General features: G+C 59.8%; 13 protein-coding genes. 5 read left to right on the forward strand and 8 right to left on the reverse strand.

The features are described from left to right. Positions 1-79 precede the first annotated feature (79 nt). The 3 genes from SGJ19_06270 to SGJ19_06280 form a co-directional block, all read right to left on the reverse strand. Positions 80-391 (reverse strand): efflux RND transporter permease subunit, encoded by a 312-nt coding sequence (locus SGJ19_06270; GenBank protein MDZ4779837.1) that lies wholly within the window; start codon positions 389-391, stop codon positions 80-82. Positions 392-393: 2 nt separating this feature from the next. Next, complete coding sequence (locus tag SGJ19_06275) at positions 394-2448, reverse strand: efflux RND transporter periplasmic adaptor subunit (protein ID MDZ4779838.1); 2055 nt, start codon at positions 2446-2448, stop codon at positions 394-396. 617 nt (positions 2449-3065) lie between these two features. Continuing rightward, on the reverse strand, positions 3066-4574 hold the full coding sequence (locus tag SGJ19_06280) for a TolC family protein (protein ID MDZ4779839.1): 1509 nt from the start codon (positions 4572-4574) through the stop codon (positions 3066-3068). Positions 4575-4762: 188 nt separating this feature from the next. Between SGJ19_06280 and SGJ19_06285 the strand changes: the two genes are divergently transcribed. Continuing rightward, positions 4763-5257, forward strand: a complete 495-nt coding sequence (locus tag SGJ19_06285; protein MDZ4779840.1) for a YfcE family phosphodiesterase — start codon at positions 4763-4765, stop codon at positions 5255-5257. A gap of 28 nt (positions 5258-5285) precedes the next feature. Here SGJ19_06285 and SGJ19_06290 read toward each other — a convergent pair whose 3' ends face one another. Beyond that, positions 5286-6407 carry a sialidase family protein gene (locus tag SGJ19_06290; protein MDZ4779841.1) on the reverse strand — a complete coding sequence of 374 codons (1122 nt, stop codon included), beginning with the start codon at positions 6405-6407 and terminating at the stop codon, positions 5286-5288. 603 nt (positions 6408-7010) lie between these two features. Here SGJ19_06290 and SGJ19_06295 point away from each other — a divergent pair. Beyond that, entirely contained in the window at positions 7011-9683 is a 2673-nt protein-coding gene (locus SGJ19_06295) for a PIG-L family deacetylase (protein ID MDZ4779842.1), read from the forward strand. Positions 9684-9863: 180 nt separating this feature from the next. Here the strand turns inward: SGJ19_06295 and SGJ19_06300 are convergent, their stop codons facing one another. The 3 genes from SGJ19_06300 to SGJ19_06310 are packed head-to-tail and all read right to left on the reverse strand — an operon-like array spanning position 9864 to position 11436. Further along, positions 9864-10526: a helix-turn-helix domain-containing protein gene (locus SGJ19_06300; GenBank protein ID MDZ4779843.1), complete on the reverse strand. Its 663-nt coding sequence runs from the start codon at positions 10524-10526 to the stop codon at positions 9864-9866. 29 nt (positions 10527-10555) lie between these two features. Then, positions 10556-10951: a phage terminase small subunit P27 family gene (locus SGJ19_06305; GenBank protein MDZ4779844.1), complete on the reverse strand. Its 396-nt coding sequence runs from the start codon at positions 10949-10951 to the stop codon at positions 10556-10558. A gap of 8 nt (positions 10952-10959) precedes the next feature. After that, positions 10960-11436, reverse strand: a complete 477-nt coding sequence (locus tag SGJ19_06310; protein ID MDZ4779845.1) for a phage terminase small subunit P27 family — start codon at positions 11434-11436, stop codon at positions 10960-10962. Between the two features lie 261 nt (positions 11437-11697). On the opposite strand from SGJ19_06310, the gene SGJ19_06315 reads away from it, so the two are divergent. The 3 genes from SGJ19_06315 (at position 11698) to SGJ19_06325 (ending at position 12895) form a co-directional block, all read left to right on the forward strand. Then, on the forward strand, positions 11698-12018 hold the full coding sequence (locus tag SGJ19_06315; GenBank protein ID MDZ4779846.1) for an HTH domain-containing protein: 321 nt from the start codon (positions 11698-11700) through the stop codon (positions 12016-12018). A 14-nt stretch (positions 12019-12032) separates the two neighbouring features. Then, complete coding sequence (locus SGJ19_06320; protein ID MDZ4779847.1) at positions 12033-12221, forward strand: hypothetical protein; 189 nt, start codon at positions 12033-12035, stop codon at positions 12219-12221. A 221-nt stretch (positions 12222-12442) separates the two neighbouring features. Beyond that, a complete protein-coding gene (locus tag SGJ19_06325; GenBank protein MDZ4779848.1) occupies positions 12443-12895 on the forward strand; it encodes a DUF417 family protein in 453 nt (150 codons plus the stop codon). Here SGJ19_06325 and SGJ19_06330 read toward each other — a convergent pair. Continuing rightward, positions 12860-15004 (reverse strand): DNA methyltransferase, encoded by a 2145-nt coding sequence (locus tag SGJ19_06330; protein MDZ4779849.1) that lies wholly within the window; start codon positions 15002-15004, stop codon positions 12860-12862. The genes SGJ19_06325 and SGJ19_06330 overlap by 36 nt on opposite strands. Positions 15005-15161 lie beyond the last annotated feature (157 nt).

Here is a 15161-nt window from a genome sequence, read left to right on the forward strand (position 1 = left end):
CCGGTCAGCATGGCATGAATGTGCGATATACCCCTGTTGTTCAGGGGTTTGGCGCAAATCGCGTGCCACTACGGGGAAGTCATCTGGGAAATACGGGGTCAAAGGTGATCTGCACAAAGCTGTAGCCGAACATGCTCTTGCCGCGCACGCTTTCCGCATGCGGCACGGTCAACAGGGCGACAGATAGCGGATAGGTGACCTGGTCCTCGACATCCTTGGGCGAGCGTCCGGGCCACTCCGTAAAGACGATCACCTGGTTCTCGCCGACGTTCGGAATCGCGTCGATGGGAATGTTCAGGGCGCAATAGCCCCCGAAGGCCGCGATCGCAATCGCGGCAAATACCGTCAGGACCGGTTGTCGGACGCAGAATTCAATCAAGCTGCGGAGCATGGTTAAGTCCCCACTTTCGCAGCTGGCTCCGTGGAGCGTTTCTCCTCTTTCTCAAGCGGCTTTCCTCGCACGGGAAACGTTTCGACTTTTTCGCCGCAGCGTAACATTTCGCTGCCAAAATAAGGATTCACGAGCGAGTCGTTCGCTTGTAACCAATCGCCGCCGCCCTCGGGCACCATCGGGCAATAGAAATGCGTGAAGGGCTTCGTGGCTTGTTCGCCGCGAACGTGCGTGGCCAATCGGACGATCGCGTGGCTGATCGGCTTGAAGTCCTTGCGGGCGCCGGCCAGGTCTTGATGATGCAGGTGTTCCGACTTGGTGACAATCTGCTGAATCTGCTGCGCCGTAGCCTCCGGCAAGGATGCTAACGCCAACTCCGTCGCGACACGGTGCAGGGAGAGAGCCGCGGACTCCGCCGGTTTCTGATCGGCCGCTAGCGCCTGTTGGACAGTGAAGTAAGCCGTGTAGAGCGCTTCGAGCTGTCGCCCAGCCTCGCCATCAAGCCTTGCCACTTCGTAGTCGTCGAACCTGAGCGGCCCTTCGGACGTCTTTAGCTTCGCGACGGCTCCGGCGGGGTCGATGAGACTCGGTTTGCCGGCTAATTGCATTTGAGAATCAATCAAGAAATTGCCGGAGGTCGCCACGTTCTCACCGACTTTAAGTCCCTCCAGAATGATGACCTTGTCCGCCAGGATGGGGCCGATTGTCACGGGACGGATCTCAAAGCGCCCCGGCTCTGTTTCCACGTAGACGAGGCTGTTTCCGCCCGCGAGCAACACCGCGGAGCGCGGGACGTAGATCGACTCCGGCTGCGGAATCGGCTCGTTGGTGAAGCCGTATTGCGACGTCGGCACGAGATCCATCCCGCAAATCGGACACTGCCCCGGTTCGTCGCGGATAACCTGCGGATGCATGGGGCTGATCCACTTGCCGGCCATGTCTTGGTCGAAAACTTCCCCTTGCGGTTCCAGCGGGAGACTCACGGTAGCCGTTGCATAGTCCCCTGGACGAAGGCGCTTTTGATCGTTGAGCAGTTCCACTCGCACGCCGACCGTACGCGTCGTGGGATCGACCGTGGGATCGATAAACGCCACGCGGCCAATCAACTTTTCAGTCGGCATCGACCGGACTGTCGCCTCGACGGGCTGGCCGAAGCGCACTCGTGTGGCATCCTCGGGAAAGAGCTCCAGCATTAACCACACGGTGGAGAGTTCCGCGATGCGGTAGATAGGGTCGCCCGCCTTGACGTAACCTCCCTCGACGGCCGATTTCTCCACGACCGTTCCTCCCTGAGGCGCATAGATCGTCAATCGCGACTGGGCCGCACCCGTGCGCTCCAATTCCGCAAGTTGTTCGTCGGTGACCCCGAACTCGCGCAAGCGTTGCCGCGTGTTGTCCGCCAAGGCAGATTGCGCCTGTCGAACTGCCGGCACGCCGGCGGCAGCCTGCAGGGCGCGCCGCGCCTCGAGATACTCGACTTGGGCGGAATACAGTTGCGGGCTGTAGATCACCGCGAGGTGGTCGCCTCGCTTGATATCAATGCCGGTATAATCCGCGAACAGGCGTTCCAGGCGCCCGTCGATGTAGGCCGCGATCGTGGCCTGACGGCTCTCATCAATGGCAATCGCGCCAACGGTGTGAATTGAATCTGCCAGTGTCGCGCTATCCACCGCACTGGTCTGGATGTTGGCCAATCGTCGCTGCGCAGGCTCGATCTTCACGGCCAGCGCATCGATGCCGTCTGCTCCCGTGTTCGACGCCGGTACAAGCTCCATTCCACAGATGGGGCAACGTCCCGGCGATGGCTGCCGAATCTGGGGATGCATCGGGCAGGTGTAAACGGCGTCACCCGCGGGCGTGCCCGGAGTCGCAGTGCTATCGGCGGCTGGAATCCAGCCGAGCCTCTGGGCGAATCCGACGAGCGTGACGAGCAATACTGCTGCCAAGAGAAACACGCCGAATGGCAGGAGTTTCTTTCCCAGCCACAGCGATCTTGATCGCCAGGCCTGATGAGGTGCGCTGGGCTTCACTGGATTTTGACCTGAAAGCATGGACATGCACTGTCCTTAATGAGACTTTGACTGTAATGACGGGCAAATGCTTCAGTCCACTCGACGCACATAGTCGATGCGCGACGCGCTTGGTGCGACGATGTCGAACGAAACGGACCACGAAATCGGCGATCGGCGCGCAGCGATTGCGCAAGAAAAGATCAAATGCGCCAGTTACAGAGCACTGGCTGCAGCGGCCGTCCGTAGAAAAGGCGGACGCCTTGATCGGTCACCGCAACAACGTCACCAAGTGCGTGCTGCGATGTGCCGACGTGCGTTAATGTAGACGAGATCGCCCACTTGAGGAGCTGCGAATGGTCGGTCGCTGGCGGAGCCGGGACGTCGGACCTGTTGTGTCCGTTGCCACAGCAACAACTCGCTTCGGAATCCGCCGTTCCACAACAGCAGATCCCCTGTCCGCCACACTTCGGGGCCGACGTTACCACTTCGCCGGCGCATGCTCCCATTGGCGCAGCAACCTGACTAGCGATCCCTGCGATCAGCAGAAGCACGATCGCCCGGCCGGCGTTAGATCGAAGTCGAAACATGGCTCCCCTGGAAGCAACCATGCCATAGATTGTCGCGGCCCTCGGCGAGGGCGTCTAGAGCAGCGCACAATCTTTTCATGGAGCTGACAGCGAATTCCGCTTACTGGCAGGAGTCGCCGGCGAGGCCAGTAGATCGACTCCGACCGCTTGACGCAGGCGCGCCACCGTGGTGGCAAGCTCTCCTTGTGCGCGGTGATAGCCTAATTCCAAGTTGAGCAGTGTGCGATAGTCCCGGATCACACGGTCGAACGTCACCGAGTTGTTCGCCAACGATTGCTGGTCCGCCTCGAATGTTTGGCGGGCCTGCGGCAGGATCGTTTTCTCGTAAAGAACTACCGTCTCATGACTGGCCAACGCCTGCGACCAGAGTTCATTCAGCGTGGCGTCCAGCTGTTGAACGACCTCATCCTCCGAGGCATGGGCCGCAAAGTGCTGGCGCGTCGCCTCGGCCGTCATCGCGTCATACTTGCGCCGCCAGAGTGGAATGCTCGCCGAGACATTCAAGGTCCAGGCATCGTCTCCCGCCCCGGGCATCGGGTCGCCTGGGTCGGCGGTCATCACCATCCAGCCGGCCCCAAAGGCTAGCTCCGGGCGACGCTTCAATCGGGCGACCTGAATGCCCCACCGCGTCGCCGCGGTGCGCAAGCGTGCGGCGTTCAGTTCTGGTTGGGCGCCGCGCGCTACTTGCCGCAGCAAATCTTCATTCCATTGCGGCAGTTCCGCCTCGATCGATGTGGGAATCGCAATAACGGCGCGCGCATCGCGGCCGGCCAATCGATTTAACTCCGCCGTCGTGGCGGCGATTTGCTGTCGATATACCAGGCGCTGCTCCTGTAAATTGCTCAACTCTAACGTCGCCATCAATACGTCGCCGGGTTGCGCGTCGCCCGTGGAAACGCGGGAATTCGCCGTGCGAATCAGGGATTCCAGTTGAGCTTGGTCGGCATCGGTCGTCTGAAGTTGCTTGCCGAGCACGTACAACTTGTACCAGGCGGCGCGCAGATCGCCGATGACGCGCTGACGTTCGGCCAAGTAGAGGTTTTGCGCCGCCATGGCTTCCAAGTTCGCCTGCCTCGATTCGGAACGCAGACGCCCGAGCCAGGGGATCATCTGCATCACCTGAACTTCCGCGATCTGCTTATCCGGCACGAAGTTCATTGCATCGCCGAAGAACATCGACGAAACCGTCGGGTCCGGCAGGCTAAACGCATAGCCGGCTTTAGCCCATTCAGCGGCCGCTTCTTGTTGCATTCGGCGCAGCGTAGGACTGTTCGCAGTGGCTTGGGCTTCGAATTCTCCAAGCGTCAACGGAACGGGAGCTGCTGGCGCGGCCGGCAGCGACTCCGGGAGTGGTAAGCGATTGAGTTCGGGAGCCAGCCTTGCGCTTGTGAGATGCGAAACCTGGCGCACCATAGTCGGCGGCTGGGTCGGCAATTCCGCTCGCGCCGCTTGCAGCGCGTCAGCTCGTAGCGGGCTCGAAGGCTTGCTGTGCGATCCTTGCGAATGGCAGCCGCACATCCAGCCCATAGACATTGCCGCCAGAACGTAGTGTGACCGTCGGAATGTGCAATTCTGACCGAACATGGACCGTATCCGGCAATTGCCTAAGGCTGGTCGAATGAGCGCAATCGTGCTATCCCTATTTCTCGGCACAACCGTAGAATCGGGTCGAATCGTTACTGATTCATCGACCAAGTTGCTGCCATTGCGGTCCGGTAGGGCCGGACGAGAAGGCTGGGCGATCTAGCGAGACCTTGCGGCCGGGTGAGTTCATGCTGGTAGGCATTTTCGCGGACACACACGATCATCTTGAAAACATTCGACGGGCCGTGGACTGCTTCAACGTCGAGCGAGTGGAACTTGTGCTGTTTGCAGGGGATCTCGTGTCGACTATCGCCCTACCCCCGCTTCGGAAGCTCAGCGCGCCAGTCGTGGCTTGCTACGGGGACAATGAAGGCAACAAGACTGGATTGGCGGGCGGTTTCGCCGTGATCGGACAGCTAAAGGAGCCGCCGGTCGAACTCACCGTTCCGGATGGAACTCGGTTCATCATCGCGCATATGAAACGCCAAATCGCACGTGAGCAATCGGAATTTGACGTAGCGGTGACGGCTCATACGCATAAGGCGCGCGTGACGTGCGATGCCCTCAATCGCCTCTGGATCAATCCTGGAGAAACCAGCGGCTGGAGCTTTGGTCGTGCGACTGTCGCACTTTTTGAGACGGTGACGCGGCGGGTTGAGATTGTGGACCTCGCCACGCGATAAAGTCGGTCGCCGCCCGCTCAGAATCCGGTTACTTCGCCGCGTTACCCGCCGAATCGAGCACCTCGCACATGATGGTAAAGCGTTCTTGCGTGTCACGCCCCTCCCACAATGCCACGACCGGTCCGTCCCCTAACCAAGGGGCCGCAACGACCGGATCGCTTGCCACATCGGTAAGCTGCCGAGGCGTCGCCTCGTCCGTGCCGATCCAAAGCGCCGCACCCGAGCGGCGCTTGAGCCAGACAACGAACGCACCGCGATCTGTGGTGGCAATCCAGGGCTGCTCGCCTTCGCCCAGGGAACGGACTTCCGATTGCTGCGGTAAATAAAGGTTCACCGACTTGTCGCGCCTCCAAGCGGCGGCGATCGAGTTATCCGCCAAACACGCAATTGCGCCGCCATCCATCGGGCAAGCATCGAGCGGCCAATGATCTGCGCCTAGCATCATCGCCTCACCGAATGTTTGACCAGCGTCGTTTGACGTTCCGACATACATGTCGCGGTTTCCAGCCACAGAGTTTCGCCATAGTACGTGAATTCGCTGATCGCGTCCAATGGCCACGCTCGGATGACAACATTCGCAAACACTGCCGCCCGGAGAACGGTACACGAGGACGTTGCTGGACCAAGTCGCGCCGTGATCGCGCGATGTCGAAGCCATGACTTCGGTCTTGCCATCACGAAGATCCAGCCAGACACAACACAACAGGCCGTCGGAGCCCGCCGCCATGCCATGCAACCCCTCGCGCGCGGCATGCGGAACATCGTTCACACGAATCGGACCTTGCCAGGTTTTGCCGCCGTCCGCGGAACGGCAGGCCAGCACGTCGCCGTCGTTTCCTAAACCCTTGGGGCCGCCGATCGCCGTCACGCATACCTGATCATCGACCACGGCGATGCGCGGGCCGCGCCGCATCCCCAGGGCCACTACACCCAAATCGGGCAACTTGCTCGGCGTCGAAAACGACTTGCCGCGATCGGACGAGCGACAGTACTGAATTGTGTTGCGCACGCCGTACACGACATGAATTATGCCTCGTGGATCGACAGCCGCCTGCGGCTGTTGGGGTCGCGCGGAACGCTCGCCGGCCGCGAGTTCAATCGCCGCGGCCCTGCCAGTACCGGAGAGGTTGATACTCAGCAGTGGCGCCATGACGAAAACGGCAATTGAACTGATGTTGCGAGCAGAAGCACTCATGGAGTTGTGATCTACTTGTGATGTGTCCAAGGCGCAAGAAGTTCTACTGCAATCAACAGATCTCAACTGGTCAATGGAGCAAATTGCACGAGACCGAACAAATGAGATCGTTTGAGTAGTGTAGCCGAGATACGAAGGGTTGCATCAACGCTCGACAGTTACCTCGCCGTCCGGCCAACATCAAGCGAACTTGTTACCACTTCCAGTGAATTGGTAACAACCTTGCCCGCGGGAGAGATGCTTTGGGCCGGCCCAAATCTCACTATGCCGGGCAGCTAAGGGGAAACTATAAAAAGAACGAGAACGCACTTTGCGCTCGACCTTGCTGACCAAGAGATAATAGTCGCCTGGAAGCGGTGGCGAATTCACTTAGCACGTGCACATTCCGTTCGTTCGTCTGCGATGGTCCTTGGTTGGCCTGGCCGTGATTGCTACGATCGTACCTCACCTATTGAACAAGGAGCAGCAATGACCAAAAAGAAGCCGTTGCGGAAGTCATTGTCCCCCACCGAACTTCAATAGCAGGCCCGTCCCACCGTGTTCGCAGGACATTCTGTGATGACAGTCCAATATACTCGCAAGATCGCCTTGCTGGCGTGCATCTTCGCTGTGCCGCTGCGCGCGGCCGCGCAAGGGAATGACGAAATTCCGCCAAATCAGGGAGCGGCGGGGCTTTATCAAACTCTGCTGGAACTCAAGTCCACGGCCAAGGTTATGCACATCGTGGCGCATCCGGATGATGAGGACGGCGCTATGTTGACCTACTGCGCGAGGGGCCTCGGCGCGCAAACGATGTTGTTCAGCGTGACGCGTGGCGAAGGCGGGGCGAATCTGATTTCCAAACACTCCTTTGATGAACTAGGCATCTTGCGCACGTTAGAGCATGCGGAGTCGGCGAAGTACTATGGCGTCGACGTCCGCTATTCCAGCGCTGCCGACTATGGATACTCCAAAACGCTCGAGGAGGCGGTCAAGCATTGGGGCGGCGACGACCGTGTGCTGAAGGAGTTGGTTGAGGAAGTTCGGCGGTTTACGCCCGACATTATTGTGTCGCGGTTCCGCGGCGATGCGCGCGATGGCCATGGACATCACCAGTTTGCTGGCGTGTTGGCAAAGCAGGCCTTCGAAGCAGCTGCGAAGGCAGATCGATTTCCAGATCCGTTGCTAGAGCCATGGCAGCCCCAAAAGCTGTATGCCAATAACATTCAGCCTGATTGGCGATCAGAAGACAAGGACGCATGGACCTTGGCCGTACCGACGGGCGAATTCAATCCCGTGCTCGGGCGCTCCTACGCCCAAGTTGCCCGCTATGGACTTGGGTTCCAGCGCTCGCAAGGCTTCACTGGACATGACGGTCCGGCGGGGGAGAGCGTCTCGTACTATCGCTTGACCCGCACCACGCTGCCCAATTACGCGCCGCAGCGTGAGCAATCGTTTCTCGACGGCCTTGATACGAGTATTGTCGGACTGAGCAAGTTTGCCGGCGACTCGCCGCCGGACTGGCTCGCGACGGGACTCAAGGAAATGCAAAGCTGCGTCGATCGGGCCTGGGCAACGTACGATCCGCGCCAACTCGATGCCGTGGCGCCGGCGCTCATTGACGGTGCGAAGGCGGCCAAGGCGCTGATTGATGAGATGGAGCGCACGAAGATCTCAACCGAGGTCGGCCTTACTCTGGCAGTTCGTGTCATGGAGAAAGAGAGTCAGTTCCACGTGGCACTGCGACGTTCGTTGGGAATTGACTTCGACGTGGTTGCAACGGCCGTTACTGATCAAGGCAGCGCGGACTCGAACAACCCTCGGGTCGAACTCAAGGACATGGTTCCGAGTCAGACGATTCAAGTCACTCTGCGCGTTGTTCATCGTGGCCACATCCCGGTTGAGATTGTGAGCGGCACGATTTACCCGGTAGCGGAGGAAAAGTGGGGTGTGAAACAGCTTCAACTCACTTCAACGCCACTGGAATACAACAAGGTCTGGACAACTACGGTACAGGTGCGCGTCCCTGAGGGTTTGTCGCCAACGCGTCCGAGGTGGCGACGTCATTCGATCGCCGAGCCATTCTACGAAGTTGTCGAATCTCGCCCAAACAACGGCGTCGCGGAGCTGCAGGGGAGTGTCGTCTTGTCAGTGAACGGGCTGGAAACGGGATTCTGGCGACCACTGCAAACTCGCTACCATCATCCGGAGTACGGCGAACTCAAGCAGTCGCTGAAAGTCGTGCCGCGAATCTCGGTGGCGTTCGAGAACGCCAACGCAATCATCGTCCGTGGACAGCGGCAACATGTCGTGAACGTCAGAGTTCGCAACGGGGCGATCGATGGCAGCGAAGGCAAGCTCGCGCTGGAATTACCGGCAGGCTGGCGATCGGAACCGGTTGAGCAGTTGTTTTCCTTGACTCGTGCGGACGAAGCAATCTCACTGCGGTTTAGGATTCAAGTGCCTGAGACGTTCGGTGACGTTCCCGTAACGATCAAGGCAGTCGCCATTTGTGCCGGGCAAAAATACACCGAAGGCTATGAGGAAGTCACAGCCCGCGACCTTGGGCGCGCGCACTATTTTCGACCGGCCGAGCAACGCCTGCGCTCTGTCGACGTGACAATTCCTAAGGGGCTAAACGTGGGCTATGTAATGGGTGCTGGCGACGAGATCCCGGCGGCCCTTGCCCAATTGGGCGTTGCGGTCACGCTGCTGGACAACGCGGAGTTGGAGAAAGGCGATCTGAGTCGCTTTGACACCGTTATGATCGGCATTCGTGCGTACGCTGTGCGTGCGGACCTAATCGCCGCGAATCCAAGGTTGCTCGATTACGTTCACGGCGGTGGAACGCTGGTGGTGCACTACCAGACGCCTGAGTTTGATCGCAACTATGGGCCATTTCCTTACACCATGAGTCGGAACCCGGAAGAAGTAAGCGAGGAAGACGCCAAGGTGACGATCCTACGCCCGGATCATCCGCTGATGACATCGCCAAATCGTATTAGCGAAAAAGACTTCGACGGTTGGTTCGAACAGCGGGGATCCAAGTTCTTGCAGTCTTGGGACGATCGCTACGAGCCGTTGCTGGAATGTCACGACCAAGAACAGCCGCAGCAACTTGGCGGCCTACTTTATGCACGCCATGGGAAGGGGGCATACATCTACTCCGCGTACGCCCTCTATCGCCAGCTGCCGCTCGGCACGCCGGGAGCGTATCGGTTGCTGGCCAACCTGGTAGCGTTCGAACCATAGCGTTGGCGGCCAGCTTGGTTGTTCCAAGTAGGAACGCCGGCGACTGTTCCTCTCTGATCACGCCGAGCGAGAGAATTCGTGCCGCCATGCGAGCTTAGGCCCGCACATGATGCGGATCAAACACAACCTCCCCCTGACCCCCGCACGGAGCGAGAAGTGACGAAGCCGTTGTTTCGTCGGTCATGACTTGTATGACTCGACCTCGACGCAACTGGAAACGCCCTCAGTCAATTTCCGCAACGCGTGCCGCGGCTCGCTGGGCCAAATTGTCGGCAACTCGCTGCCCGGTTCATTCTCCACGACTTGCCCTCGCAAAAACTGCAGATAGCTGGCATCGCCCAAGAGTTCGGCCCTCAATTGCTGGATGACGACGACTGTGTCCGGTGCGAGCTTGATTGGATCGCCGGATGGGGTAACCGGGGCCACCAAGGTCGGCGCATCGAGTCCCAAGAGCGCCCGGCGCTGAGCGACGCACTTCTGTACTTGCTCCAGGAAGCGGGGATCGCCGTGCTGGTTCTTCACGGTCTTGCGGGCGCGGGCAGCGCTGCCGTCGCCATTCAAGACAGCTGATTGCAGCGGCTTCTGCGAGCGTTCCCAGGCGGCCCAGGCTTCTCGTTCGACGTGTTCCAGCTTCTTCAGTTCCAGTTCCCGCAGGGTATCGAAGTCACGGATCGACGATTCCCGCCATTCCTTGCGGAGCGCCTTCAAGTCGAAGCAGACCGTCGTCTGGCAGATGTGGAGATGCGCGGCGATGGCGTATTGATTCCAGCCTTGGACATAGAGTTCCGCCACCTGCTGCCGCCGGCGGGCACGCTCGACCTTCTTGTTGGGCTTGGTGGGCATGCTGAATTGCACCTTATGGTGATTGAGCGTTACGCCGGGTAGCTCCGCAGGAATTCATCCAAGGCGTCCGATTTGGGTGCTGCCTGCACTCGCGATCGGCTGGAAGGCGTCATCCCAAACTCCGTCAACAGTGTGACCAGCTTCTTATGCTCGTTCTTCTGGATCACCCAATACGGTGAGTACGTGAACTTGGGTAACTTGCCAGGCTCCTGGCGCTCGACCCACACGGCACCCAGCTTCGAGACCTGCGCCGCGGCCTCGACATGCGCCGCATAGCTCTCGCACAGGAGTTCGAGCGCCGCGGAATCGAGTTGCGTCCCCACGCCACAGTCGGCTAGCTCCTGGGAAAATCGTTCCCAGGCTTCCCGAGCAGCGCCTTGAAGGCGTTCTGGGCAAGGCGGCAACTCTCGTTGGTCGTTGTTCATGTTGCACTTCACCACTTGAAGTACTTGGCCTTGGGATTCGAGTCTGGATAGGGATTGTCCGCCACCACGCGTGACCGGCTCGAAGGGGTCATCCCGAATTCAGTGAGCAGAGCCACCAGTTTCTTGTGCTCGTTTTTCTGGATCACCCAGAACGGCGAATAGCTGAACTTGGGTAGTTTGCCGGGCGCTTGCTTTTCGATCCAGACCGGACCAAGTTTGGCCACCTGCTCGGCAGCTTCCTGATGGGCGGCGTAGCACTCACACAAGAGCTCCAACGCCACGGCGTCGAGATTGGTGCCGACACCGCAGCGGGATAATTCCTGGCTGAACCGCTCCCAGGCCTCGCGGGCTTTGCCCTGCAGTCGTTCCGGGCAAGGCGGGAAAGCTTTGTCCACGACCGGCTCATGCTTATTCAGCGGCCGCTTGCCGGGATTGCCGGCCAGCATCTTCAGATGTGTCGGCTTGGGTTTTCTGCCTCGAACCATCGCACCCCTCCCCCCTAACGAATTTCGCGAAAATGCGCGCGCGGCTCCCCCGACGTATACGATCGAAATCTTCCCAGAGATTTGATCCCCCCCCGGGGTCAGCTAAGGGTTTTCTTCACGGGAACTACACGAATAGTTTGCCACGTCTGCCGCAATGCGCTGGATGTTTCGGCACGTTGAGGTAGATGTGTGACGCGTCGAGTGCGCTGGCATCGAGACAGGCTTGATGCGATCGCACTCGCGAACCATCGGAGACACACGATGACCGCGAAGAAAGTTGCCACGAAGACGACCAAGAAGCCCAAGGCCGTGCCGAAAAAACCTCGTGCGTCGAAGGCCAAGCCCGACGACAAGAAGCTGAGCGCCCTCGACGCGGCGGCCAAGGTGCTCGGTGCAACCAATGAAGCGATGACCACGAAAGAACTCGTCGCCGCTATGGCCGCGAAGAACTACTGGACGAGTCCCGGCGGCAAGACGCCCGAGCGGACGCTGTACTCGGCGCTGGTGCGGGACATCACGGCCCATGGTAAGGAGTCGCGATTCAAGAAGGGCGAGCGCGGCAAGTTCCTGGCGAACGCGTAAAGGGAGACGCAACGATGCACGAACTCGCAGACGCCATCCGCCTTGTGACCGCCAAGGTCCAACGGGAGATCGACCAAGGGCGACGCTCCCGCTCGATTGACGCCGACGATCTGGTCGAGGTGTTGCTGGCGATCGCCGACCAGCTTGACCCGTTTTTTCCGGAGTCAGAATCGAAGAAACCCCAGCGCCGCGGCCGCCACTAGCCGCGCCGCAAGACGACGCCCCACGTTTTGCACGTGCGGGCGTTTCGTCGTTGGTCGCCCAAGTGGGCGACGCTTCCCGCCGTGCGAAACACGGGCAAATGTGGGCGTTCACGTGGCCGCCATTTCCAAACTGTTTGCACCGGCCGAGCAATTGTGGCAGAAATGCCCGAATGCGCGTTGTATTGGCCCGAGGTTGCCGCCACTGGCTTACGGAGGCAACCATGAACCTGTTTTCCAACCACTGGTGCGCGCTTGGCTTCGCCGTCGCGGCCTTCGGCATCTGCCAGTTGTTGCCGGCTTTCACTTTGGCCGGGGACTCGATGGTCGGTTGGCAAGCCACTTTCTTGTCGTTCGTCGGGACGTATGAGATTCCGTCGCAAGCGGGGAGCGATTCGCCTGCGCGTGGGCAACTGGCCGCGTGCATGTGCGGGGCAGCTGCGAACACGCTGTTTGTGGTTGGCATCGGCGCAATGGCGTTTCGACGGCACTCTGCCGTTGCGTGGATCGGCCGGATCACGGTTGTAATGGCGGTGGCTTCCGTGGTGTTCTTGCTGACCGGAAGCGAGACATTCATGCCGAACATTGGCTGTTTCGTTTGGCTCATGGCGATGGCGACTCCAGTCTTGACCGCACGATATTCATTTCGGGCCACTGAAAACGCGGTGGCTGCATAGTTCCGCCTTCTTGCCGGTGAACTTTTCGAACCTCTGAATGATCACGTCACAATAGAGCGTGTCGAGTTCCATCAGATACGCTCGACGCCCGGTCTGTTCGGCGGCGATCAGCGTCGATCCGCTGCCGCCGAAGAGATCCAGCACATTCTCACCGGGTCGCGACGAGTACTGCATCGCCCGCACCGCCAGCTCGACTGGTTTTTCAGTCAAATGCACCATCGACTGCGGGCTGACCTTCTTGATGCTCCAGACGTCGACGGCATTGTTCGGACCAAGGTACACGTGCGCTGCACCCTCGCGCCAACCATAGAAACAGTTGTGTGTGACCAACCCATCGGCAATATAGTGCTGGTGCTGAGCGACGCCCAACGAGTGGACGGGGCCGGCATAATCCTGCACATCAATGGCGCGCAGCGGCTGCCACTGCGTCGTTGCGCCCCCAGCTGGGACTGGGACTTCCATGATTTCCGGCAACAAGTTGCAGGCACGAACTTGAATGGACTGCCGCCGGCCAAACTTGGCACGCGTATCGTCCCGGCGAACGAAGGGGTACGACCGTCGCCGGTGGTACTTCGCGAGAACTACATCAGCTGCCCGATCGAGCTGTGCGAGGTCGAGGCCTGCGTAGAGCAATTTGATGTCAGAGCACTGGCGTTGTCTGGCAATTCTCGATTCTTTCCAGCAAGTCTGGGGAATACCGAATTGAATTGACACCAGTTGTTCGTGGATACGGGCCTCAGCATGCGAGTCGTGCAGGCCCAGGATCCAGCCCTCGTCGCCGTGTTCACTGCAAAGCCGGCCCTTCAAGCCGAAGCCCCAGGTGGTCCGCATCTTGGTGACACCAACCCGCCAACAGCTTCCACGACGCATCAGGTAGACGCACCACTTGCGGGGATAATCTTGGGTCAGCCGGACCGTCCACAAGTGTCCATCGGTCGACCAGGATTGCCGCTTTCCCACAGTCACGCCGTATAGACTTCCATCGTAGTCTCGCTTGGCCACCTGGACATCCAGGCCACGGCGGAGACCCACCACGGCGGCGCTGTGCGCGTAAAAACTGACAACACGGTCGCGATCTCGCAAATCGCCTAACCGACTGGTTCCGCTAGTGGTCAGCACCTGGGTGTCAGGAGGCTGGCACCACTCGTGGTTGCCCATGAAGTCCTTGCGGGTCAAAACGGGATGCTCTTTGACCCAGATGATGGCTTGCGAGAAATACAGGCCGTGCTTCTTCAAGACCGGAGGGTAGTTGGCGCAGTTCGCATAGCCGCCCCAAATGTAGAAGCCTCGACCGGGCGCGAGTACACGCGCCATGTTGCCGAACCAGTCGGCGAGCAGTTGATCGAACGCCGCGTCGCTCACGAAGTCGTTGGCCAGCGGTCGATCTTTTGCTCGAAGCTTCTTCTGCGTCGGCTTAGATTTCCCTGGGTGCCGCGCCAAATCCAGAGATTGATGGTGCTTCGGGCCGGCGAAAGAGCTCAGACCGGCGGCAATGGCGTTGTTGGATCGTGGCTCGACTTTTACGTTGTATGGCGGGTCCGAATTGACCAAATGGATCGTCGCACCGCCCAGCAACCGATCCACGTCCTCGGCTTTGCTCGAATCGCCGCAAAGTAACCGGTGTTCGCCCAGAATCCACAGATCGCCTGGCTGCGTGACTGCCTCGTCGGGCGGTGCCGGAATCTCGTCCGGATCGCAAAGCCCGTCGCTGACGTCCGGGTTCAACAGCTTCGCCAGTTCGTCTTGATCGAACCCCAGCAGTCCCAGGTCGAAGTCGAGCGCTTTGAGTTCGCCGAGTTCTAGCGGCAGGAGGTCCAGATCCCAACTCGACAGCGTCGCCGTCTGATTGTCGGCGATCCGGTACGCCTTTAGTTGCTCGGGCGTCAGGTCCTTGGCCACATGGACCGGGACCTTCTCCAGCCCAAGCGATTGTGCCGCCTTGTAACGGGTGTGCCCGCAAACGATCATGCCGTCGGCGTCCACGACGATCGGCTGGCGGAAACCGAATTCCCGCAGGCTGTTGGCGACGGCCTGAACGCCATCGTCATTCTGCCGGGGGTTATTCGGATACGGCTGCAGCTTGGCGAGCGGCCAAAGACTGATTTGCATCGGAGTACCTGCGCAGAGGGGTTCTGCTGGATACTCCGAGATGCGGAGTGCGACCCCGGGAGCCGGGGCGGCGGACCGGCGCGCCAGGGAGGGCCGGTCACTAATATTCGCATTCTATCAGTGAACCCGAAACTCGTCAGCAGCTCACTCATATTTC

This window comes from Planctomycetia bacterium, assembly GCA_034440135.1.
Taxonomy (GTDB): domain Bacteria; phylum Planctomycetota; class Planctomycetia; order Pirellulales; family JALHLM01; genus JALHLM01.